Source organism: Microbacterium sp. TNHR37B, from assembly GCF_001620065.1.
GTDB lineage: Bacteria > Actinomycetota > Actinomycetes > Actinomycetales > Microbacteriaceae > Microbacterium.
The window spans coordinates 335,878-356,248 of the sequence record NZ_LQGV01000001.1; the positions used below are offsets into that span (position 1 = coordinate 335,878).

Sequence of the window (20,371 nt, forward strand, 5' to 3'; positions counted from 1 at the left end):
CGGTGTGGCGAGCGGCTCAGGCCTCGCCGGCGGCCAGGATCTCTCGCACTCGCGGCACCACGCGTGTGCCGTAGAGCTCGATCGAACGCATCAGTCGGTCGTGCGAGAGGGTGCCGTTGGAGAACTTGAGGTCGAAGCGATCTGCACCGAGCGTCTGCAGGGTCGCGGCGATCTTCTGGGCCACCCGATCCGGGGAGCCTGCGTATACGGCGCCTTCCGGTCCCACATCGTGCTGGAACTGGAGGCGGCTGTACGGTGGCCACCCGCGCTCCGCGCCGATGGCGTTACGGTTGGCTTCCATCGCGGGGTACAGCTCCTCCCACGCTTGCTCGTCGGTGTCGGCCACGTGCCCGGGCGAGTGAACGCCGACGGGGCGCCGGTCGTGACCGAACTCGTTCAGCGAGTGGTGGAAGAGATCGACGAAGGGCCGGAAACGCGCCGCCGAACCGCCGATGATCGCCAGCATGAGCCCGTACCCGTACTTCGCCGTACGGACGACCGATTCGGGAGAGCCTCCGACCCCCACCCACGCGGTCAGGCCGTTCTCCGTCTTCGGGAAGACGTCGGCGCCGGTCAGGGGCGCCCGCGTCGTTCCCTGCCAGGTCACCGGCTTCTCACCGAGCAGGTGGGCGAACAGGTCGAGCTTCTCTTCGAAGAGCACTTCGTAGTCGCGGAGGTCGTACCCGAACAGCGGGAAGGACTCGATGAACGAGCCGCGGCCGAGGATGACCTCGGCCCGGCCGCGAGAGACAGCGTCGAGAGTCGAGAACCGTTCGAATACCCGGACCGGGTCGTCGCTGGAGAGCACGGTGACGGCCGTCCCCAGGTGGATCCGCTCGGTGCGGGCCGCAGCGGCCGCCAAGACGATCTCGGGGCTGGAGATGGCGAACTCCTGCCGGTGGTGCTCCCCCACGCCGAAGAAGTCGAGCCCTACCCCGTCGGCGAGCACGGCTTGATCGACGGTGTCGCGGATCGCCTGAGCGTCGCTCACGCGCTGCCCCGTCGCATCGATCGTGACGTCTCCGAACGTGTCGAGCCCGAACTGCGGATGTGACATCACGACCTCCTGTGAGGAGCCCCGACCGGCCCGAGGACTCCGAACGAACAGTTTCTATTCGAGCGAATGTAACCGACGGGAGGGGCGCGGTATTCCCCGCGCCCCTCCTTTCCATCGGTGGGGACGTCAGGCGTCGAGGATGGCCATCCGCAGCGTGTCGAGACCGACGCCTCCCAGGCGCAGCGCACGCATGTGGAAGCGCTTGATGTCGAAGCCCGCACCCTCGCGTTCGGCCACGTCGTCGCGGATCTGCTCCCAGATGCGCTGACCGACCTTGTATGACGGGGCCTGGCCCGGCCAGCCGAGGTAGCGGTTGACCTCGAACTGGATGAACTCGTCGGACATGTTGACGTTGCGACGCATGAAGTCGAGCGCGTAGCCGGCGTCCCACGTGCCGGTGCCGTCGAGGCGCGGCTTCTCGAGGTGCACGCCGATGTCCAGCACCACGCGCGCGGCGCGCATCCGCTGGCCGTCGAGCATCCCGAGCCGGTCGGCCGGGTCGTCCAGGTAGCCGAGCTGCTCCATCAGTCGCTCGGCATACAGGGCCCACCCCTCGGCGTGGCCGCTGGATCCCGCGAGGAGGCGCCGCCAGGAGTTCAGCTCCGCGCGGTTGTACACCGCCTGGGCGATCTGGAGGTGGTGTCCCGGAACGCCCTCATGGTAGACCGTGGTCAGCTCGCGCCACGTGTCGAACGAGTTCACTCCTTCGGGCACCGACCACCACATGCGCCCGGGGCGGGAGAAGTCGTCGGTGGGTCCGGTGTAGTAGATCCCACCCTCGTTGGTCGGCGCGATCATGCACTCGAGACGCCGAATCGGTTCCGGGATGTCGAAGTGCGTCTTGCCGAGCTCGGCGACCGCGCGGTCGCTCGTCTCCTGCATCCAGCGCTGCAACGCGTCGGTGCCGTGGAGCTTCCGGCTCTCGTCCGCCTCGAGGAAGGCGACGGCCTCTTCCACCGAGGCTCCGGCTTTGATCTCCCGGGCGATGGACTCCTGCTCGGCGACCATGCGGGCGAGCTCCTCGATCCCCCACTCGTAGGTCTCGTCGAGGTCGATCACGGCACCCAGGAAGCGGCGGGAGTGGAGCGCGTACAGATCGCGTCCCACCGCGTCCTTGTCGTTCGCGGCCGGGGCGAGTTCGGTGGAGAAGAAGGCCGCGAGGCCGTCGTACGAGACGCGCGCGGCGTTCGCGTTGTCGGTGAGGTCGCGGGCCAGGGACGCGGGGAGGTTCCCTTCCTCGGGCGCGGCCTCTCCGGCGAAGGTGGCGAAGAAGCCGTTGTCGGCGGTGTAGCGCGCGATCTGGGTGATGACCTCGGTCACCTGGCGACGTGCGGGCACCACGCCTTCGGCGATGCCGGAGCGGAGGGTCTCGATGTAGCCGTCGATCGCCGCCGGAACCGCCTTCAGCCGCGCCGAGATGACCGACCAGTCCTCCACCGTGGCCGTCGGCATCAGATCGAAGGTGCTGCGGATGTCCTGCGCCGGGGAGGCGATGACATTGAGATCGCGGAGGTGACTGCGGGCCTCGTGAAGATCGATGTCGAGCTGGAGGTCGCCGGCGAGGTCCGCCTTCGTGACGACGTCGACCTCGTCGGACGGCTCCGCGGCCTGCAGAGCAGCCAGCGTCGCTCGCGCCGCCTGGTAGGCCCGCTCGTGGCCCTCGGGAGAGAAGTCGTCGAGCCGATCGTTGTATTCGAACCGGCCGATGTAGGTCGCCAGACCCGGTGACAGTTCGGCTGCGGTGTCGACCCAGGCGTCCGCGATCGCGTCGATCTGGGTGGGAGTGCGCTGTGCGTCAGTCATCCTTCGAGCCTAGTCCCGAGCCCGATCTCGACGGGAGCGCGCGGCCCCCTCCCCGGCCCGTCGGCGTGTCTCAGTGCCCGGCGGCATCCCAGTTGGCGCCGCGGCCGATCTGCACGTCGAGCGGCACCGTGAGCTCTGCCGCATCGCCCATGCGTTCGCGGACGATGCGCTCGACCTCGTCGCCCTCGCCCGCCGCGACCTCGATCACGAGCTCGTCGTGGATCTGGAGGAGCACGCGAGACTCCATCTGCGCTTGGCGGAGCTCTTGATGGATGCGGAACAGCGCGATCTTCATGATGTCGGCGGCGCTCCCCTGGATCGGGGCGTTCAGCGCCGCGCGCTCGGCGTTCTCCCGCAGCACGCGGTTCGGGCTCCCCAGGTCGGGGAACGGGCGACGGCGGCCGAAGATCGTCTCGGTGTATCCGTCGATCCGGGCTTGGGCCACGGAGGAGCGGAGGTAGTCGCGCACCGCACCGAACCGCGCGAAGTACTCGGTCATGAGCTGCTTGGCCTCCGCCTGCTCGATGCGCAGCTGCTTGGAGAGCCCGAACGCGCTGAGCCCGTAGACGAGCCCGTACGACATCGCCTTGACCTTCGTCCGCATGGCGGGAGTGACGTCTGCGGGATCGACCCCGAAAACGCGCGCACCGACGAAGCGGTGCAGGTCCTCACCGGAGTTGAACGCCTCGATGAGGCCGGGGTCGCCGGACAGGTGCGCCATGATCCGCATCTCGATCTGCGAGTAGTCGGCCGTCAGCAGCGTTTCGTATGCGGCGCCCACCTCGAAGGCGGCGCGGATTCGGCGCGACTCCTCGGTGCGGATCGGGATGTTCTGGAGGTTCGGATCGGTGCTCGACAGCCGCCCGGTCTGACTGCCGGTCTGGAGGTAGGTCGTGTGGACACGACCGTCGGCACCGATTGCAGCATCCAGCGATTCGATGATCTGCCGCATCTTGGTGGCTTCCCGGTGCTGGAGAAGGAGGTCCAGGAAAGGATGCGGGTGCGACTCCTGCAGATCGGCGAGCACGGCGGCATCGGTGGAGTAGCCGGTCTTCGTCTTACGCGTCTTCGGCAGCTGAAGCTGCTCGAACAGAACCTCTTGCAACTGCTTGGGAGAGCCGAGGTTGACCTCGCGATCGATCTCGGCGAAGGCCCGCTGCGCCACGGCATCGGCCCGCACGGCGAGGTCGGATGAGAACGCGGACAGGAGCTCATGCGAGACGGCGACGCCGGCCAGCTCCATGTCGGACAGCGCGTCGAGGGTGGGCAGCTCGATATCGGTCAGTACCGTGTGCACCGATTCGGGGAGTTCGGGACGCAGCGCCGCGACGACGCGGAGGATGTACCAGGACAGTTGACCGGGCGTGGCCCCCTCGGTCTCGGGAATCAGTTGCGTCGGATCCGCCTCGGGCAGCTTCTCGTCGAGATAGCGTTCCACGAGATCGGCCAGGGACTTGTCGGGGAAGCTGGGGCGCAACAGCCACCCCGCGAGGATCGGATCGAACACCAGTCCGCCCATCCGCACGCCGGCCCGACGCAGTGCCTTCACCTGTGGCTTGGCGTCGGCGAGAATCTTCGGCGCGGCGCTCTCGAGCCACGGTGTGAGGGCTTCGGCGAGCTCGTCCGACCACGATGCTTCGACGACCGCATCGAGCGTCGCCAGACCGATCCGGTCGGGAAGGCCGCCGACAGTCGTCAGCGTCACTCCGATGCCCTGCACGGCCCCCTCGTCGACCGCGTCGGCCGTGTGCGCCGCGATCCACGCGGCCATACCCAGCGCGTCGGGCTGGCTCGGCGTCGGGGCGCTGACCGAGGGGGTGTCGTGAGTCGGGGTACCCGCCTCCCCCGCCGCCTCGAAGACGCGGGGCAGCAGGGTGCGGAACTCGAGACGGGCGAAGATGTCGCGTACGGCTTGGGCGTCCAGCGGCTTCACGACCAGGTCGTCGGGCGTGACGCCGAGCTCGACATCGCGCAGGAGCGTGTTGAGGCGGCGATTGCGCCGGACGTCATCGAGGTGCTCGCGCAGGTTGCCCCCGACGACGCCCTTGATCTCGTCGGCGCGCGCGAGGAGGTCGTCGAGAGTGCCGAACTGCGTGAGCCACTTGACGGCCGTCTTCTCCCCCACTTTGGGGACGCCGGGAAGGTTGTCGCTGGTCTCGCCGACGAGAGCGGCGATGTCGGGATAGTTGGCCGCCGGAAGACCGTACTTCTCGACGACGGCCTCGGGCGTGTAGCGCTTGAGCTGAGAGACGCCTTGCACGCTGGGGTACAACAGGGTGACGTCATCGGTCACGAGCTGGATCGTGTCGCGGTCGCCCGAACACACCAGCACATCGAAGCCCTCCGCGGCCCCCTGGGTGGCCAGGGTCGCCAGGATGTCGTCGGCCTCGACTCCCTCTTTGGTCAGCACCGTCACGTTCATCGCGGCGAGGCATTCCTGGAGCAGCGGGATCTGGCCCTTGAACTCGGCAGGCGACTCGGAGCGGTTGGCCTTGTACTCGGCGTACTCATCGGTGCGGAACGAGTGGCGAGACGTGTCGAATGCCACGGCCAGATGCGTCGGCTTCTCGGCCTTCAGGAGGTTCACGAACATGGACAGGAAGCCGTAGATGCCGTTGGTGTGCTGGCCGTCCTTGGTGGAGAAGTTGTCGACCGGCAGTGCGAAGAACGCCCGGTACGCCAGCGAATGGCCGTCGACGACGAGAAGGGTAGGCTTTGCGGAGTCCGTCACCCTGCAAGCCTAGACGGGGGTGCGGACACCACGAACGGTCCACTTCGAAGGTGAGCGATGACGTCCGATTCCACTTCCGCCGACCTCTCCGGGCTCGAATGGGCCACGCAGCGAGGGATGGGGGCCCTCGCCGAGAAGATGGGGATGGAGTTCCTCGAGTTCTCCACCGAGCGGTGCGTGGCCACCCTGCCCGTGGAGGGCAATACCCAACCGGTGGGCCTCATGCACGGCGGCGCGTACGTCGTGCTGGGCGAATCGCTCGGCTCGATGGCCGCGAATCTCCACGCCGGTCCTGGACGCCTCGCGGTGGGGGTCGACATCAACGCCACGCACACGCGCTCGGCGACAACGGGCATCGTCACGGGTGTCTGCACACCCGTCCATCTGGGGCGCAGCATCACGGTGCACGAGATCGTCGTGACCGATGATCAGGGGCGGCGCTGTTCGACGATCCGGATCACCAACATGATCCGGGACCTCCCCGCCTGACGCGGCCGTGCGGCCTCGGGCGAGGAGCCGTCAGCCCTTCTTCGGCGAGAGCTGCTCGATGATGGCCTTGGCGACGTCCTGCATCGTCAGGCGGCGGTCCATCGATGCCTTCTGGATCCAGCGGAAGGCCTCCGGCTCGCTCAGGCCCATCTTCTCGTTGAGCAGCCCCTTGGCGCGGTCGACGAGCTTGCGGGTCTCGAAGCGCTCGACCATGTCGGCGACTTCGGCCTCCAGCGTGATGATCTGCTCGTGACGAGCGAGGGCGATCTCGATCGCGGGAAGCAGGTCGTTGGGAGTGAACGGCTTGACCACGTAGGCGAGCGCGCCGGCCTCGCTCGCACGCTCCACCAGCTCCTTCTGACTGAACGCGGTGAGCAGGACGACGGGGGCGATGTGGGCCTTGCTCAGCTTTTCAGCGGCGCTGATGCCGTCGAGCACGGGCATCTTGACGTCCATGATCACGAGGTCCGGGCGAAGCTCGGTCGCCAGCTGCACGGCGGTCTCGCCGTCTCCGGCCTCGCCGACGACATCGAATCCGTTGTCGCGGAGGATCTCGACGATGTCGAGGCGGATCAGCGACTCATCCTCGGCGACGACGACGCGTCGCGGAGCGGAGGACGAGGCGGCGGTGGTCTGTTCCTGCTCTGTCACTCGTCCATCCTAGAGCCACGTCGCCGCCCCGGCGGCCAGGAGCACCCGCCAGACTGCGGTATCGTCGTGAGTCGTGCGCCGGTGTGGCGGAATGGCAGACGCGACCGACTCAAACTCGGTTGCCCGAAAGGGCGTGTGGGTTCGACTCCCACCACCGGCACGAGAACGACGGAGGGCGGGAACCGCATGGTTCCCGCCCTCCGTCGTTCCGGTCCGACCCGGTTACTTCTCCGCCTGGTAGATCGGCGCGTTGCCGTGCACGGCATCGCCGATCTTGTGCACGCGGATGTCGTTGGTCGACCCGATGATTCCGGGAGGCGATCCGGAGATCACCACGACCTTGTCGCCTTCGGAGGCGAGCTTGTTGCCCAGGAAGAACTCGTCCACCTGGAGGAACATGAGGTCGGTGTGGGCGACGTGCTCGACGAGAGTCGACTGCACTCCCCAGGTGAGCGCCATGCGGCGTCGGATCGCAGGATCCACGGCGAAGGCCATCATCGGGATGCCGGGGCGCAGTCGCGACATGCGACGGGCCGTGTCACCCGACTCGGTGAAGATGCAGATGAACTTCGCCTCGACGAACTCTGCGACCTCGTTGGCCGCGAGGGTGATGATGCCGCCCTGCGTGCGGGGCTTGGCGGAGAACGGGCGGATGCGTTCGAGCCCGTGCTCCTCGGTCGAGGCCACGATGCGGGCCATCGTCTCCACGACGACGATCGGGTACTTCCCGACGCTCGTCTCGCCCGACAGCATCACGGCGTCGGCACCGTCGAGCACGGCGTTGGCGACGTCGCTGGTCTCGGCGCGCGTGGGCACCGGGTTCTCGATCATCGACTCGAGCATCTGCGTGGCGACGATGACGGGCTTGGCCATGCGGCGGCAGAGCTCCACCGCTCGCTTCTGGACGATCGGCACCGCCTCCAGGGGGAGCTCGACGCCCAGGTCGCCGCGGGCGACCATGATGCCGTCGAACGCGTCGATGATCTCCTCGAGATTGTCGACGGCCTGCGGCTTCTCGATCTTCGCGATGACGGGAACCTTGCGTCCCTCCTCGGCCATGATCTCGTGGACGCGGGTGACGTCGGCGGCGTTGCGCACGAACGACAGTGCGATGATGTCGGCTCCGGCCTTCAGGCCCCAGCGGAGGTCGGCCTCGTCCTTCTCGGACAGCGCGGGCACACTCACGGCGACACCCGGCAGGTTGATCCCCTTGTTGTTGGAGACGGGGCCGGCGACGATCACCTTGGTCGTGACGACGGGACCGTCGACGCTCTCGACCTGGACGCGCACCTTGCCGTCATCGATCAGCAGGAAGTCGCCCGGCTTGACGTCTCCGGGCAGACCCTTGAAGGTCGTGGAGACCAGTTCCTTGGTCCCGGGGACATCCTCGGCGGTGATCTTGAAGATGTCTCCGACGGCGAGTTCGTGCGGACCATCCGTGAACTTGCCGAGGCGGATCTTGGGCCCCTGGAGGTCCACGAGGATCGCGACGGCTCGACCCGAGTCTTCGGCTGCCTTACGGACGTTCGCGAAACGCACTTCGTGCTCCGCGTACGAGCCGTGGCTCAGGTTCATTCGGGTCACGTCGACACCGGCGTCGATGATCGCTCGGATCATCTCGTACGACTCGGTGGCGGGTCCCAGGGTTGCGACGATTTTCGCGCGTCTCACTGACTGACTCTCCGGTCTGTGTTCGATTTTCGGGGGTGGTTCCAGCCTACGCGGGCTGGAGGCCGATCGCGATGTCGTGAGGACGCACCGGCGACGGCAGGTTCGTCCGCCCCATCAGGTACTCGTCCACCGAGGCGGCCGCCGCGCGGCCCTCGGCGATCGCCCACACGATGAGCGATTGACCGCGGCCGGCGTCGCCCGCGACGAAGACGCCCGGGGTGGTCGACTGGTAGTCGTCGCCGCGCTCGACGTTGCCGCGGCCCGAGAACACGGTACCGAGCTGGTTCTCCAGCGCGCTGCGCTCCGGGCCGGTGAAACCCATCGCGATGAGGACGAGATCGGCGGGGATCTCCCGTTCGGTGCCGCTCTTGGGGACGCGACGACCGTCCTGGGTGTACTCGGTCTCCGCGATGCGCAGCGCGCGCACCTCTCCCGCGGCGTTTCCGAGGAACTCGACGGTCGAGGCCAGGTAGGTGCGCTCTCCGCCTTCCTCGTGAGCCGACTGGACCTCGAAGATCGTCGGCATCATCGGCCAGGGCTGGTGGTCGGGGCGCTCTGACGGCGGCTGCTTGCCGATCGCGAGGTTCGTGACGCTGAGCGCCCCCTGGCGATGGGCCGTGCCGATGCAGTCGGCGCCGGTGTCACCGCCGCCGATCACGATCACGTGCTTGCCCTCGGCGTGGATCTGATGGGGTACCTGGTCCCCCGCGACCGCCTTGTTCGACTCGATCAGGTACTCCATGGCGAAGTGGACGCCGTCGAGGTCCCGCCCGGGGATCGACAGGTCGCGCGGCACGGTGGAGCCGGTGGCCACGACGACCGCGTCATAGCGGGCCCGAAGCTCGTCCCAGGAGATGTCCTTGCCGATCTCAACCCCCGCGCGGAAACGCGTGCCCTCGTCCTGCATCTGGCGCAGACGCGACTCGAGATGACGCTTCTCCATCTTGAAGTCCGGAATTCCGTAACGCAGGAGCCCGCCGATGCGGTCGTCGCGCTCATAGACGGCGACGGTGTGGCCGGCGCGCGTGAGCTGCTGAGCGGCGGCGAGTCCAGCCGGCCCGGACCCCACGACGGCGACGGTCTTGCCGGTCAGGCGTCCCGGCGGCTCCGGCTCCACCCATCCGTTCGCGAACGCGTCGTCGATCGTCGAGACTTCGATCTGCTTGATCGTGACGGCGGGCTGGTTGATGCCGAGCACGCAGGAGCTCTCACACGGCGCGGGGCAGAGCCGACCCGTGAACTCGGGGAAGTTGTTGGTCGCGTGCAGCCGCTCGATCGCGGCACGCCCCTCCCCCCGCCACATCAGGTCGTTCCACTCCGGGATGAGGTTGCCCAGCGGACACCCCTTGTGACAGAACGGGATGCCACAGTCCATGCAGCGTCCGGCCTGGCGTCGGAGGACGGCCGAGTCGCCCGGTTCGTAGACCTCTTTCCAGTCCATGATGCGGACGGGAACCGGACGGCGCGCGGGCAGCTCGCGTTCGGTGGTCTTCAGGAAGCCTTTGGGATCAGCCACCGGTCACCTCCAGGATGCGGGTCCAGACGACGTCGCCGTCGGGGTCGAGCCCCTCGGCGGCCGCCTCCTGGCGGGTCTGCAGGACCGCGGCGTAGTCGCGCGGCAGGACTCGGACGAAGTGGGACAGCTCGTTCTCGAAGTCGTCGAGGAGTGCCGCGGCCAGGGTCGATCCGGTCTCCTCGACGTGTTGCTCGAGCAGGTCGCGGAGCATCTCCGCGTCGCCCGCGCCCAGTGAGAGCAGCTCGAGCTCTCCGGAAGCGAGCGCTTCCCGGTTCACGAGGCTCTTGTCGAGCTTGTACACGTAGGCCGATCCCCCCGACATTCCTGCGCCGAGGTTGCGCCCCGTCGTTCCGAGGATCACCGCGAGGCCACCGGTCATGTACTCCAGTGCGTGGTCACCCACGCCCTCGACGACCGCGGTCGCGCCGGAGTTTCGCACCAGGAAACGCTCACCGACCACGCCGCGAAGGAAGAGGGACCCTTGCGTTGCGCCGTAGCCGATCACGTTGCCCGCGATGACGTTCTGGGAGGCGTCGAAGGTCGCCCCCCGCGGCGGGCGCACGACGACTCGGCCCCCGGAGAGGCCCTTTCCGACGTAGTCGTTGGAGTCGCCCTCCAGGCGCAGCGTGATCCCGGCTGGGAGGAAAGCGCCGAAGGACTGGCCCGCCGAGCCGGTGAGGTTCACTTCGATCGACCCGGTCGGAAGCCCGTTCGCACCGTGGGCGAGGGTGACCCGGTTGCCGAGCATCGTTCCGACGGCGCGCTCCGTGTTGCGGATGGGGAGGTCGATCGTCACGTGACCGCCGTGGGCGATGACGTCCTGCGCGCGCTCGATGAGCTGCACATCGAAGTGCTCGTCGAGCTCGTGGTCCTGGGTGCGCATCGCTCGCCGCGGGGCCGTCTCGGCGAACGCGGGACCGTGCAGGATCGGAGCGAGATCGAGCCCGTTCGCCTTCCAGTGCTCCACCGCGCCGTTCATGTCGAGCAGCTCGTTGTGGCCGACCGCCTCGTCGAGGCTCCGGAATCCGAGCTCGGCGAGATACTCCCGCACCTCTTGCGCGATGAACTCCATGAAGTTCACGACGAACTCCGGCTTACCGGAGAACCGGCTCCGCAGCACGGGGTTCTGCGTCGCGACGCCCACCGGGCAGGTGTCGAGGTGGCAGACGCGCATCATGATGCAGCCCTCGACGACGAGCGCGGTCGTGGCGAACCCGAACTCCTCGGCGCCCAGCAGCGCCGCCACGATGACGTCGCGGCCGGTCTTGAGCTGGCCGTCCGCCTGCACGACCACACGGTCGCGCATGTCGTTGAGCATCAGTGTCTGCTGCGTCTCGGCGAGCCCGAGCTCCCACGGCGTCCCCGCGTGCTTGAGGGAGTTCAGCGGGCTCGCACCTGTTCCGCCGTCATGGCCGGAGACGAGGATCACGTCGGCGAGGGCCTTGGCGGTGCCGGCCGCCACGGCGCCGATCCCCGATTGGCTCACGAGCTTGACGTGCACGCGCGCCGCGGGGTTGGCCCGCTTGAGGTCGAAGATGAGCTGCTTGAGGTCTTCGATCGAGTAGATGTCGTGGTGCGGCGGAGGCGAGATGAGTCCCACGCCGGGCGTGCCGCCGCGGGTCCGCGCGATCCACGGGTACACCTTCGCCGGCGGCAACTGGCCGCCTTCGCCGGGCTTCGCACCCTGAGCGAGCTTGATCTGGATGTCGTCGGCGTGCGTGAGGTACATGCTCGTCACGCCGAACCGGCCGGAGGCGACCTGTTTGATGGCGCTGCGACGTTCCGGATCGAGGAGCCGTTCGACGTCCTCGCCGCCTTCGCCCGTGTTCGACTTCGCGCCGAGGCGGTTCATCGCGATCGCGAGAGTCTCGTGGGCTTCCTTCGAGATCGAGCCGTAGCTCATGGCGCCCGTCGAGAAGCGTTTCACGATGGCAGAGACGGGCTCCACCTCGTCGATCGGCACCGGCGGGCGCTGGCCGGTCTTGAGACGGAACAGGCCGCGCAACGTCTTCAGCTCGGCCGCCTGGTCGTCGACGAGCTTGGTGTACTCACGGAAGATGTCATACCGCCGCGTGCGGGTCGCGTGCTGCAGGCGGAACACGGTGTCGGGGTTGAAGAGGTGAGGGGCGCCGTCGCGTCGCCACTGGTACTCGCCACCCGTCCACAGTCGCTCATGAGCGCGAGCCGCGCCGTCTTCGGGGTAGGCGAAGTCGTGACGGGCCTCGTTCTCCGCGGCGATCTCGGCGATCCCGATGCCGCCGAGCTTCGTCTCGGTGCCGGTGAAGTAGCGGTCGATGAACTCCTGAGAGAGGCCGACAGCTTCGAACACCTGCGACCCGGCGTAGGAGGAGACCGTCGAGATCCCCATCTTGGACATGATCTTCAGAACGCCCTTGCCCAGGGCGTAGATCAGGTTCTTGACCGCCTTCTCGGGCGTCACCCCGGTGATGAAGCCGGCGCGCACGAGGTACTCGACGGTCTCCATCGCGAGGTAGGGGTTCACCGCCGAGGCGCCGTAACCGATGAGGGTCGCGACGTGGTGCACCTCGCGCACATCGCCGGCCTCCACCACGAGACCGACCTTCATGCGGTTCTCGCGGCGGATCAGATGGTGGTGCACGGCGGACAGCATCAGCAGCGACGGGATCGGGACGAGGTCCTTATTGGAGTCCCGGTCACTCAGGATGATGAACTCCGCACCCTCGGCGATCGCCTCGTCCACCTCCGCGCACATCGCGTCGAGACGGGCCTCCATCGCTCCCGGACCCTGATCGAAGTGGTACAGGCCGCGAATGGTCACCGAGCGACGGCCCGGAAGCGCCTTGTCGATGTTCTGGAGCTTTGCGAGCTCGTCGTTGTCGATCACGGGAAAGTCCAGCGTGATGGTCCGCGTGTGCTCAGGACCCCACTCCAGGAGGTTGCGCTCGGGCCCGAGACCCAGGGCGAGCGAAGTGACGACCTCTTCGCGGATCGAGTCCAGCGGCGGATTGGTGACCTGCGCGAACTGCTGCGTGAAGTAGTCGAACAGCAGACGTGGACGTTCGCTCAGCACCGCGACCGGGGTGTCCGATCCCATGGCGCCCAGAGGCTCGGCACCGGTCTGTCCCATCGGCGTGAGGAGGATCCGAACCTCCTCCTCCGTGTATCCGAAGGTGCGCTGGCGGCGCGTGATCGAGGCGATCGGATGGACGATGTGCTCGCGCTCGGGCAGTTCCTTCAGGCGCACCCTGCCCGCGTCGAGCCACTCCTGCCACGGGTGGAGGTCGGCGAGCTGCTGCTTGACCTCGTGGTCTTCGATGATGCGCCGCTGGGCGGTGTCCACGACGAACATGCGCCCCGGGCGCAGCCGGCCACGACGCTTGATCCGCTCGGGAGCGAAGTCGAGGACGCCGGTCTCGCTTCCGATGACGACGAGGCCGTCGGTGGTCTCGGTCCAGCGCCCGGGCCGCAGGCCGTTGCGATCCAGCGTCGCCCCCACGAGGGTGCCGTCGGTGAAGATGAGCGCGGCGGGGCCGTCCCACGGCTCCATCTGCATCGAATGGTACTCGTAGAACGCCCGGAGCTTCGGGTCGATGTCGGCTTGCTTCTCGTACGCCTCCGGGACCATCATCATGATCGCGTGGGGAAGGCTCCGGCCGGTGAGGGTGAGCAGCTCGAGCACCTCGTCGAACGAGGCCGAGTCGCTGGCGCCCTCCGTGCAGATCGGCAGGAGCGGACGGATGTCGCCGATGAGCTCGGACTCCAGCTGGGACTGCCGGGCCCGCATCCAGTTCCGGTTCGCGCCGACCGTGTTGATCTCGCCGTTGTGGGCGAGCATCCGCAGGGGCTGCGCCAGCGGCCAGGACGGGAACGTATTGGTGGAATAACGCGAGTGCACGACCGCGAGCTCGGTCGCGAAGCGTTCGTCCTGGAGGTCGGGGTAGAACGGCTCGAGCTGGAGCGTCGTGACCATCCCCTTGTAACCGATCGTGCGGCTGGACAGGGACACGAAGTAGACGTCGTGCTCGCGCCGTGCCCGCTTGCGCAGCCGGTACACGCGACGGTCGAGCTCGATGCCCGACAGCGCGGGGGCGTCGCCGACCGCGGGCCGGGAGACGAACACCTGCTCGAAGGCGGGGCGCGCCTCGAAGGCGAGCTTCCCCAGGTGCTGGTCCTCGACCGGGACCGTACGCCACCCGAGGACCGTCAACCCCTCGGCCGCGGCGATACGTTCCACGCCCGCCTTCATCTCGGCCCGAGCGTCCTCATCGCGGGGCAGGAAGGCCATGCCGGCGGCATACTCCCCCACCGGAGGCAGGTCGAAGTCCACGACCGCGCGCAGGAAGGCATCGGGCATCTGCGTCAGGATCCCCGCGCCGTCGCCGGTGCCGGCGTCGGAACCGATGGCACCGCGGTGCTCGAGGTTGCGCAGCGCGGTGAGGGCGAGCTCGACGATGTCGTGTCCCGCCTCGCCGCGGAGCGTGGCCACCATGGCCAGCCCACACGCGTCCTTCTCGAACGCGGGGTTGTACATGCCCTGCTTGGCGGGAAGACCGGCCAGCGCGCGGGCGCCGTTGTCGCCGGGGCTCGAGGGCATACGGGTGCTCGAAGGCATGTATACCGTCCTCACTTGATGCTCAACTGGGACGACGTCGGCCCTGCGGACTACTTCACGTTGGGTGCGCGATCGCTACTTCGCGCTGACGGTGCTTGTGGCGGCGTCTTCGACGGACTCGGACTGCGGGGGTGCGCTGATGTCCACGAAGTCGTCGGTGTTCTGCGATTGTACAGCCCCGCCGCCGGTCCATTCGCGCCCCGGGACGTAGGGCGACGGCTCGAAGCCGAGGTGACGCTTCTTCTGGACGAAGAAGATCACCGCGCCGATGACCACTCCGGCGATGGCCGCCCACACGTTCGTCCGCAATCCGAAGTACACCTCGCTCGGGTCGATGCGGATCGACTCCCACACGATGCGACCCGCCGAATACCAGATGAGGTACAGCGCGAACAGACGGCCCCACTGCAACCGGAATCGCTTGCCGGCCCACAGCAGGACGACGACGCCCATCACGTTCCACACGACCTCGTACAGGAAGGTGGGGTGGAAGAGCGTGTCCTCCGGGAGCCCCGCGGGCCATGCCGAGTTCGGGTAGTCGATCTTCAGACCCCAGGGCAGGTCGGTCGGCAAACCGTAGAGCTCCTGGTTGAACCAGTTGCCGAAGCGGCCCATGGCCTGGGCGAGAAGGAGGCCGGGGGCCAGCGCGTCGGCGAAGCTCCAGAAGCGGATGCCCGTCCAGCGACACCCGAGCCAGGCGCCGATCGCGCCGCCGATGAGCGCGCCGTAGATCGCGATCCCACCCTCCCAGATGCGGAAGACCGCCCAGAAGTCCTTGCCCTCGCCGAAGTAGAAGCCGGGGTGGGTCACGACGTGGAAGATTCGCGCGGCGATGATCGCGAGGGGCACCGCGAGCAGAGCGATGTCGATGACGACCCATGGCTCCGCGCCGCGCCGGGTGAGCCGGCGATTGGTCATGAGCGTGGCCGCCACGATCCCCGCCAGGATGCAGAGGGCATAGAAGTGGATCGTGAGGGGCCCGATCGCGAACGAGCTGATCCCGGGGCTGGGGATGCTCAGCGGGACACCGGCCAGGAGAGAGGGTGAAAGCACGAAGGGCAGTCTACTTCGGCTGACTACCGCCGCGTGCCGTGCGACAGGCGTTGCGCTTCGGCGGCCAGCCCCTCGACTCCCCCGTCGCGGAGGGCGCGCACGAGAGCGGTTCCCACGATCGCGCCGTCCGCGTACTCGAGAACTCCACTGACCTGCTCGGCGGTGGAGATGCCGATGCCGACGCAGGCGTGGCTCACGCCGCGCGCGCGCAGGCGGTCCACGAGCGTGCGTGCTGCGGCGTCGAGCTGGGCGCGCTCCCCCGTGATCCCCATGGTCGAGACGGTGTAGACGAACCCGGTCGAGGCGGCCGCGATGAGGTCGAGGCGTTCGTCGGTCGAGGTCGGGGCGGCCAGGAACACGCGGTCCAGGCCCGTGCGCTCCGACGCGCGGATCCACTCCGCTGCCGCATCGGGCGTGATGTCCGGCGTGATGAGCCCCGCCCCGCCGGCGGCCAGGAGATCGTCGGCGTAGCGGTCGACGCCATACTGCATCACGGGGTTCCAGTAGGTCATGACCAGCACCGGCACGTTCACGCGAGCGGTGATCTCCCGCACCGCGGTGAAGGTGTCGCGCAGCTTGAAGCCGCGGGCGAGCGCGGTCTGCGTGGCCTCCTGGATCACGGTGCCGTCCATCACCGGATCGGAGTAGGGCGGACCGAGCTCCAGCACGTCCGCACCGTTGTCCGCGAGGGCGACCGCCGCGTCGATGCTCGTCTGGAGGTCGGGGAAGCCGAGCGGCAGGTAGCCGACGAGGGCTCCCCGCCCCTGTGCCTGGGCGGCGTCGATGGCCGCCGCGACGCGAGAGGTCATCGCTGTGCTCCGTCGTCGTACAGATCGAACCACCGCGCGGCGGTGTCCATGTCCTTGTCACCGCGGCCGGAGAGGCTCACGGCGATGAGGGCGTCGGGGCCGAGCTCGCGGCCGAGCCGCAGTGCGCCGGCGAGGGCGTGGGCGGACTCGATGGCGGGGATGATGCCCTCGGTGCGGGACAGCAGCCGGAGGGCATCCATCGCCTCGGCGTCGGTGGCCGGAATGTAGTCGGCGCGCCCGATGTCGGCGAGCCACGCGTGCTCGGGGCCGACCCCCGGGTAGTCCAGCCCGGCCGAGATCGAGTGCGACTCGATCGTCTGGCCGTCCTCGTCCTGGAGGACGAAGGTCTTGGCCCCGTGGAGGACGCCGGGACGCCCGCGCTCGATCGAGGCGGCGTGGCGCTCGGTGTCCACGCCGTCGCCGGCGGCCTCGACGCCGTAGAGCCTGACGCCCTCATCGTCGAGGAAGGCGTCGAACATGCCGATCGCGTTGGACCCGCCGCCGACGCACGCCACCACGGCGTCGGGCAGTCGTCCCGTCTCGTCGAGGAGCTGCTGTCGGGCCTCTTCGCTGATGATCTTCTGGAAGTCGCGCACCATGGCGGGGAACGGGTGCGGGCCGGCGGCCGTGCCGAAGATGTAGTTGGTCGTCTCGACGCTGGCGACCCAGTCGCGGTAGGCGTCGTTGATCGCATCCTTCAGCGTCCGGGAGCCCGTCGTGACGGGCACGACCTCGGCGCCGAGGAGTCGCATCCGGGCGACGTTGAGCGCCTGGCGCTCGGTGTCGACCTCGCCCATGTAGATCGTGCAGTCGAACCCGAACAGGGCCGCAGCCGTGGCCGTGGCCACTCCGTGCTGTCCGGCGCCGGTCTCGGCGATGACGCGCGTCTTGCCGAGCCGGCGGGTCAGCAGAGCCTGCCCGAGGACGTTGTTGATCTTGTGGGATCCGGTGTGATTGAGGTCCTCGCGCTTGAGGAAGATGCGCGCTCCCCCGGCGTGCTCGGCGAAGCGAGGCACCTCGGTGAGGGGCGACGGGCGGCCTGCGTACGAGTGCAGGAGGCTCCGGAACTCGGCGTCGAAGGCGGGGTCGGCCTTCGCGGCCTCGTACTCGGCGGTGAGCTCATCGATGGCCGCGATGAGCGACTCGGGCATGAAACGCCCGCCGAAGTCGCCGAAGAACGGACCGTGGGCGTCGCGCAGGCTCATCTGCCGGCCTCCAGGAATGCGTGCAGGGTCGTCACCGGGTCGTTGGTGACGAGGGCTTCGCCGATCAGCACCACATCGGCGCCGGACGAACGGTAGTGGGTGACGTCCTCGGGTCGCAGGACGGCCGATTCCGCGATCTTCACCGCATCGGCGGGGAGATCGTCGTGCAGCTTCGCGAACAGGTCGCGGTCGAGCTCGAACGTCGAGAGGTCGCGGGCGTTGACACCGATCAGCCGGGCGCCCAGGTCCGCCGCGCGATGGACCTCGTCGCGGGAGTGGGTCTCCACCAGCGGCGTCATGCCGAGATCGAGCACGAGATCGTGCAGGCGCTGGAGGACGGGCTGGTCGAGAGCCGCGACGATGAGGAGCACGAGGTCGGCTCCGGCGGCGCGCGCTTCGAGCACCTGGTACTCGGTCGCGATGAAATCCTTGCGCAGCACCGGCACGCCCACGCGGCTCTTGACCGCTTCGAGGTCGGCGAGGGAGCCCTTGAAACGTCGTCCCTCGGTCAGCACGGAGATCGCGGATGCGCCGCCCTCTTCATACCGTGCTGCCTGCAGAGCGGGGTCGGGGATACGGGCCAGGTCGCCACGGGAGGGACTGGCGCGCTTGACCTCGGCGATGATCTTCACTCCGTCGGCCGGAGCGAGAGCGGCGAGGGCGTCGAGTGCCGCGGGGCGATCCTGGGCGTCGCGTTCCACGGCCGCCAGCGAGCGCGTGATCCGGCGCTCCTCGGCGTCCGCGACTGCGCCGGCCGTCAGGTCGGCGAGCACGTCAGTGCTGCTTCGGCAGGTACTTGGGACCGTTGACGCCGTAGCCGGCCTTCGCCAGGACCCAGCCCGAGAGAGCGCCGACGACGAGCAGGACCACCGAGGCCCAGACCAGCGCGGGCATTTCGAGGAAGAAGAACAGCGTGCCCAGCGAGATCGCGACGAGCATGATCACCACGGCCGTCCACGCAGCCGGGGAGTGTCCGTGGCCGGGTTCGTCGGTGGCGTTGCTCATGGTTCTCCTTCGCAGGCGGGCGGGATACGGCCAGTCTAGCGGGAGCCGGCTTGCTCGCCGGCCCTCAGGCGGTCGGGTCGTCGCCGCGGGAGAGGTCGTCCCACGAGTCGATCGCATCGTGCGGACGGCTGCCGGAGACGTCGGCACGACGCGCCTCCTCCGTCCGGTAGCGGCGTCCCGCGCCGGGCCACCGGCGCGCGGTGAGGAGCGTGAACACGCTTCCCGCGATGACGGCCAGAGCGGCCACCGCGGTGACAGCGGGCCAGGGCGTCGCCGTCACGGTGTGGACGAGGCCCGCGATCGTGTCGGTTCCGCTGAGGCCGGTCGACTCGGTGACCGTCGAGGCGACGGTGTCGAGGGGCGCGGCGATCGCGATGCGCAGCGCCGAGACGACGAGGGAGAGACCGATCGCCGCGCCGACCACGGCGAACACGTACCGAAGCACGGGGCCGACGATCGTGAGGGCGAGCCCCAGGGCGAGGGCAGCCAGGCTCAGCGGCGCGAGGAGAGGCACAGCCACCGCGCCTGCCACGGCGAGGGGCGTGACGGCAGCGTCTCGCAGGACCACGTCGAGCCAGGTCTGCGTCGACGCGATCAGCGCCAGCGCTCCGCCGACGAGGATCGTGACCACGGCGAGCGACCGCGAGCGCCGGTTCACGCAGGCCTCGGCATCGTCACGGGGTGGAGGTCGCCGGCGTCGAAACACGTGCGGTCGCCCGTGTGACAGGCCGCTCCCACCTGGTCGACCGAGATGAGGAGGGCGTCGCCATCGCAGTCCAGCCGGGCACCCTGGACGTACTGCGCGTGTCCGGACGTATCGCCCTTGCGCCAGTACTCCTGTCGGGAACGCGACCAGAAGGTCACACGACCCGTGCTCAGCGTGCGCCGGAGGGCTTCGGCGTCCATCCACCCGAGCATGAGCACCTCACCGGTGTCGTGCTGCTGGATGATCGCCGGCACCAGTCCGTCGGGTCCGAACGAGACCCGCGCCAGGAGGTCGGAGATGTCCTCGGTCATGACCTCACCTCGATGCCGCGATCCGACAGCGCCGCCTTGACGTCGCCGATCGTGAGTGCGCCCGCGTGGAACACCGAGGCGGCAAGGACAGCGTCGGCGCCGGACTCGACCGCGGGCGCGAAGTGCTCGGCCGCGCCCGCTCCCCCCGACGCGATCACCGGCACCGAAGAGGCCTCGCGCATGAGGCGGACCAGTTCCAGGTCGAACCCGTCCTTGGTCCCATCGGCATCGATCGAGTTGACCAGGAGCTCCCCCGCGCCGCGCTCGATCGCCTCACGGGCCCACGCGATCGCATCGAGCGTCGTGAGGGTTCGGCCGCCATGGGTCGTCACGACGAAACCGGAGGCGGTGCCGGGGGCCCGCTTGACGTCGAGGGACAGGACGAGCACCTGCGCTCCGAAGCGGTCGGCGATCTCGTCGATCAGGGCGGGACGAGCGATGGCGGCGGAGTTGACCCCGACTTTGTCGGCGCCCACGCCGAGCAGCCGCGCGACGTCGTCGGCCGAGCGCACCCCGCCTCCGACCGTGAGCGGGATGAAGACCTCTTCGGCCGTCCGGCGGACGACGTCGTACGTGGTCGAGCGATCGTCCACCGTCGCCGTCACGTCGAGGAAGGTGAGCTCGTCGGCGCCCTGCGCGTAATAGCGCTGGGCGAGCTCGACGGGGTCACCCATCTCCCGGAGATTCTCGAAGTTGACGCCCTTGACGACCCGGCCGTCCTTGACGTCCAGGCACGGGATCACTCGGCAGGCCAGACTCATGACCGCACG

16 protein-coding genes and 1 tRNA gene are annotated in these 20,371 nt (G+C 68.6%); 2 read left to right on the forward strand and 15 right to left on the reverse strand.

Translation table 11 applies throughout. The features are described 5' to 3' along the window. Positions 1–16 precede the first annotated feature (16 nt). The 3 genes from AVP41_RS01665 to polA form a co-directional block, all read right to left on the reverse strand. Positions 17–1,057: an LLM class flavin-dependent oxidoreductase gene (locus tag AVP41_RS01665; RefSeq protein ID WP_067159853.1), complete on the reverse strand. Its 1,041-nt coding sequence runs from the start codon at positions 1,055–1,057 to the stop codon at positions 17–19. 126 nt (positions 1,058–1,183) lie between these two features. Next, positions 1,184–2,860 carry a DUF885 domain-containing protein gene (locus AVP41_RS01670; protein ID WP_067159856.1) on the reverse strand — a complete coding sequence of 559 codons (1,677 nt, stop codon included), beginning with the start codon at positions 2,858–2,860 and terminating at the stop codon, positions 1,184–1,186. 70 nt (positions 2,861–2,930) lie between these two features. Continuing rightward, on the reverse strand, positions 2,931–5,591 hold the full coding sequence (gene polA, locus AVP41_RS01675; RefSeq protein ID WP_067159859.1) for a DNA polymerase I: 2,661 nt from the start codon (positions 5,589–5,591) through the stop codon (positions 2,931–2,933). A 57-nt stretch (positions 5,592–5,648) separates the two neighbouring features. On the opposite strand from polA, the gene AVP41_RS01680 reads away from it, so the two are divergent. Beyond that, the gene (locus AVP41_RS01680; protein ID WP_067159862.1) at positions 5,649–6,080 is read left to right on the forward strand and encodes a PaaI family thioesterase; all 432 of its coding nucleotides are present in this window, start codon (positions 5,649–5,651) and stop codon (positions 6,078–6,080) included. Positions 6,081–6,110: 30 nt separating this feature from the next. Here AVP41_RS01680 and AVP41_RS01685 read toward each other — a convergent pair whose 3' ends face one another. Continuing rightward, entirely contained in the window at positions 6,111–6,731 is a 621-nt protein-coding gene (locus tag AVP41_RS01685) for an ANTAR domain-containing response regulator (RefSeq protein ID WP_067159865.1), read from the reverse strand. A gap of 77 nt (positions 6,732–6,808) precedes the next feature. On the opposite strand from AVP41_RS01685, the gene AVP41_RS01690 reads away from it, so the two are divergent. Next, a tRNA-Leu gene (locus AVP41_RS01690) sits at positions 6,809–6,891 on the forward strand. 62 nt (positions 6,892–6,953) lie between these two features. On the opposite strand, the gene pyk is transcribed toward AVP41_RS01690, so the two are convergent. From pyk to hisF, 11 genes are all read right to left on the reverse strand, one after another. Further along, on the reverse strand, positions 6,954–8,402 hold the full coding sequence (gene pyk, locus AVP41_RS01695) for a pyruvate kinase (RefSeq protein WP_067159869.1): 1,449 nt from the start codon (positions 8,400–8,402) through the stop codon (positions 6,954–6,956). Between the two features lie 46 nt (positions 8,403–8,448). Beyond that, the gene (locus tag AVP41_RS01700; RefSeq protein WP_067159871.1) at positions 8,449–9,918 is read right to left on the reverse strand and encodes a glutamate synthase subunit beta; all 1,470 of its coding nucleotides are present in this window, start codon (positions 9,916–9,918) and stop codon (positions 8,449–8,451) included. Then, positions 9,911–14,494: a glutamate synthase large subunit gene (gltB, locus tag AVP41_RS01705; protein WP_157532412.1), complete on the reverse strand. Its 4,584-nt coding sequence runs from the start codon at positions 14,492–14,494 to the stop codon at positions 9,911–9,913. The genes AVP41_RS01700 and gltB overlap by 8 nt, the downstream gene beginning before the upstream one ends. 93 nt (positions 14,495–14,587) lie before the next feature. Beyond that, positions 14,588–15,574 (reverse strand): prolipoprotein diacylglyceryl transferase, encoded by a 987-nt coding sequence (gene lgt, locus AVP41_RS01710; protein ID WP_197464279.1) that lies wholly within the window; start codon positions 15,572–15,574, stop codon positions 14,588–14,590. Positions 15,575–15,588: 14 nt separating this feature from the next. Continuing rightward, positions 15,589–16,374: a tryptophan synthase subunit alpha gene (trpA, locus tag AVP41_RS01715; protein ID WP_067159879.1), complete on the reverse strand. Its 786-nt coding sequence runs from the start codon at positions 16,372–16,374 to the stop codon at positions 15,589–15,591. Next, positions 16,371–17,579 (reverse strand): tryptophan synthase subunit beta, encoded by a 1,209-nt coding sequence (gene trpB / locus AVP41_RS01720; protein ID WP_067159882.1) that lies wholly within the window; start codon positions 17,577–17,579, stop codon positions 16,371–16,373. Before trpB ends, trpA begins: the two co-directional genes overlap by 4 nt. Further along, positions 17,576–18,352: an indole-3-glycerol phosphate synthase TrpC gene (gene trpC / locus AVP41_RS01725; RefSeq protein ID WP_067159885.1), complete on the reverse strand. Its 777-nt coding sequence runs from the start codon at positions 18,350–18,352 to the stop codon at positions 17,576–17,578. Before trpC ends, trpB begins: the two co-directional genes overlap by 4 nt. A gap of 1 nt (position 18,353) precedes the next feature. Continuing rightward, positions 18,354–18,584 carry a DUF6704 family protein gene (locus tag AVP41_RS01730; RefSeq protein WP_067159889.1) on the reverse strand — a complete coding sequence of 77 codons (231 nt, stop codon included), beginning with the start codon at positions 18,582–18,584 and terminating at the stop codon, positions 18,354–18,356. Between the two features lie 64 nt (positions 18,585–18,648). After that, positions 18,649–19,242 (reverse strand): Trp biosynthesis-associated membrane protein, encoded by a 594-nt coding sequence (locus tag AVP41_RS01735; protein WP_067159892.1) that lies wholly within the window; start codon positions 19,240–19,242, stop codon positions 18,649–18,651. Continuing rightward, the gene (gene hisI / locus AVP41_RS01740) at positions 19,239–19,601 is read right to left on the reverse strand and encodes a phosphoribosyl-AMP cyclohydrolase (protein ID WP_067159895.1); all 363 of its coding nucleotides are present in this window, start codon (positions 19,599–19,601) and stop codon (positions 19,239–19,241) included. The genes AVP41_RS01735 and hisI overlap by 4 nt, the downstream gene beginning before the upstream one ends. Beyond that, complete coding sequence (gene hisF / locus AVP41_RS01745; protein WP_067159898.1) at positions 19,598–20,362, reverse strand: imidazole glycerol phosphate synthase subunit HisF; 765 nt, start codon at positions 20,360–20,362, stop codon at positions 19,598–19,600. Before hisF ends, hisI begins: the two co-directional genes overlap by 4 nt. Between the last annotated feature and the right edge of the window lie 9 nt (positions 20,363–20,371).

Excerpts from the sequence above, each read along its gene's own strand:
- trpA (WP_067159879.1), bottom strand. The coding sequence starts at position 16,374 with ATGACCTCTCGCGTCGCGGCGGCCATCGACGCCGCCCAGGCACAGGGG.
- AVP41_RS01730 (WP_067159889.1), bottom strand. The coding sequence starts at position 18,584 with ATGAGCAACGCCACCGACGAACCCGGCCACGGACACTCCCCGGCTGCG.
- trpB (WP_067159882.1), bottom strand. The coding sequence starts at position 17,579 with ATGAGCCTGCGCGACGCCCACGGTCCGTTCTTCGGCGACTTCGGCGGG.
- AVP41_RS01665 (WP_067159853.1), bottom strand. The coding sequence starts at position 1,057 with ATGTCACATCCGCAGTTCGGGCTCGACACGTTCGGAGACGTCACGATC.
- AVP41_RS01680 (WP_067159862.1), top strand. The coding sequence starts at position 5,649 with ATGACGTCCGATTCCACTTCCGCCGACCTCTCCGGGCTCGAATGGGCC.
- hisF (WP_067159898.1), bottom strand. The coding sequence starts at position 20,362 with ATGAGTCTGGCCTGCCGAGTGATCCCGTGCCTGGACGTCAAGGACGGC.
- gltB (WP_157532412.1), bottom strand. The coding sequence starts at position 14,494 with ATGCCCTCGAGCCCCGGCGACAACGGCGCCCGCGCGCTGGCCGGTCTT.
- hisI (WP_067159895.1), bottom strand. The coding sequence starts at position 19,601 with ATGACCGAGGACATCTCCGACCTCCTGGCGCGGGTCTCGTTCGGACCC.
- AVP41_RS01670 (WP_067159856.1), bottom strand. The coding sequence starts at position 2,860 with ATGACTGACGCACAGCGCACTCCCACCCAGATCGACGCGATCGCGGAC.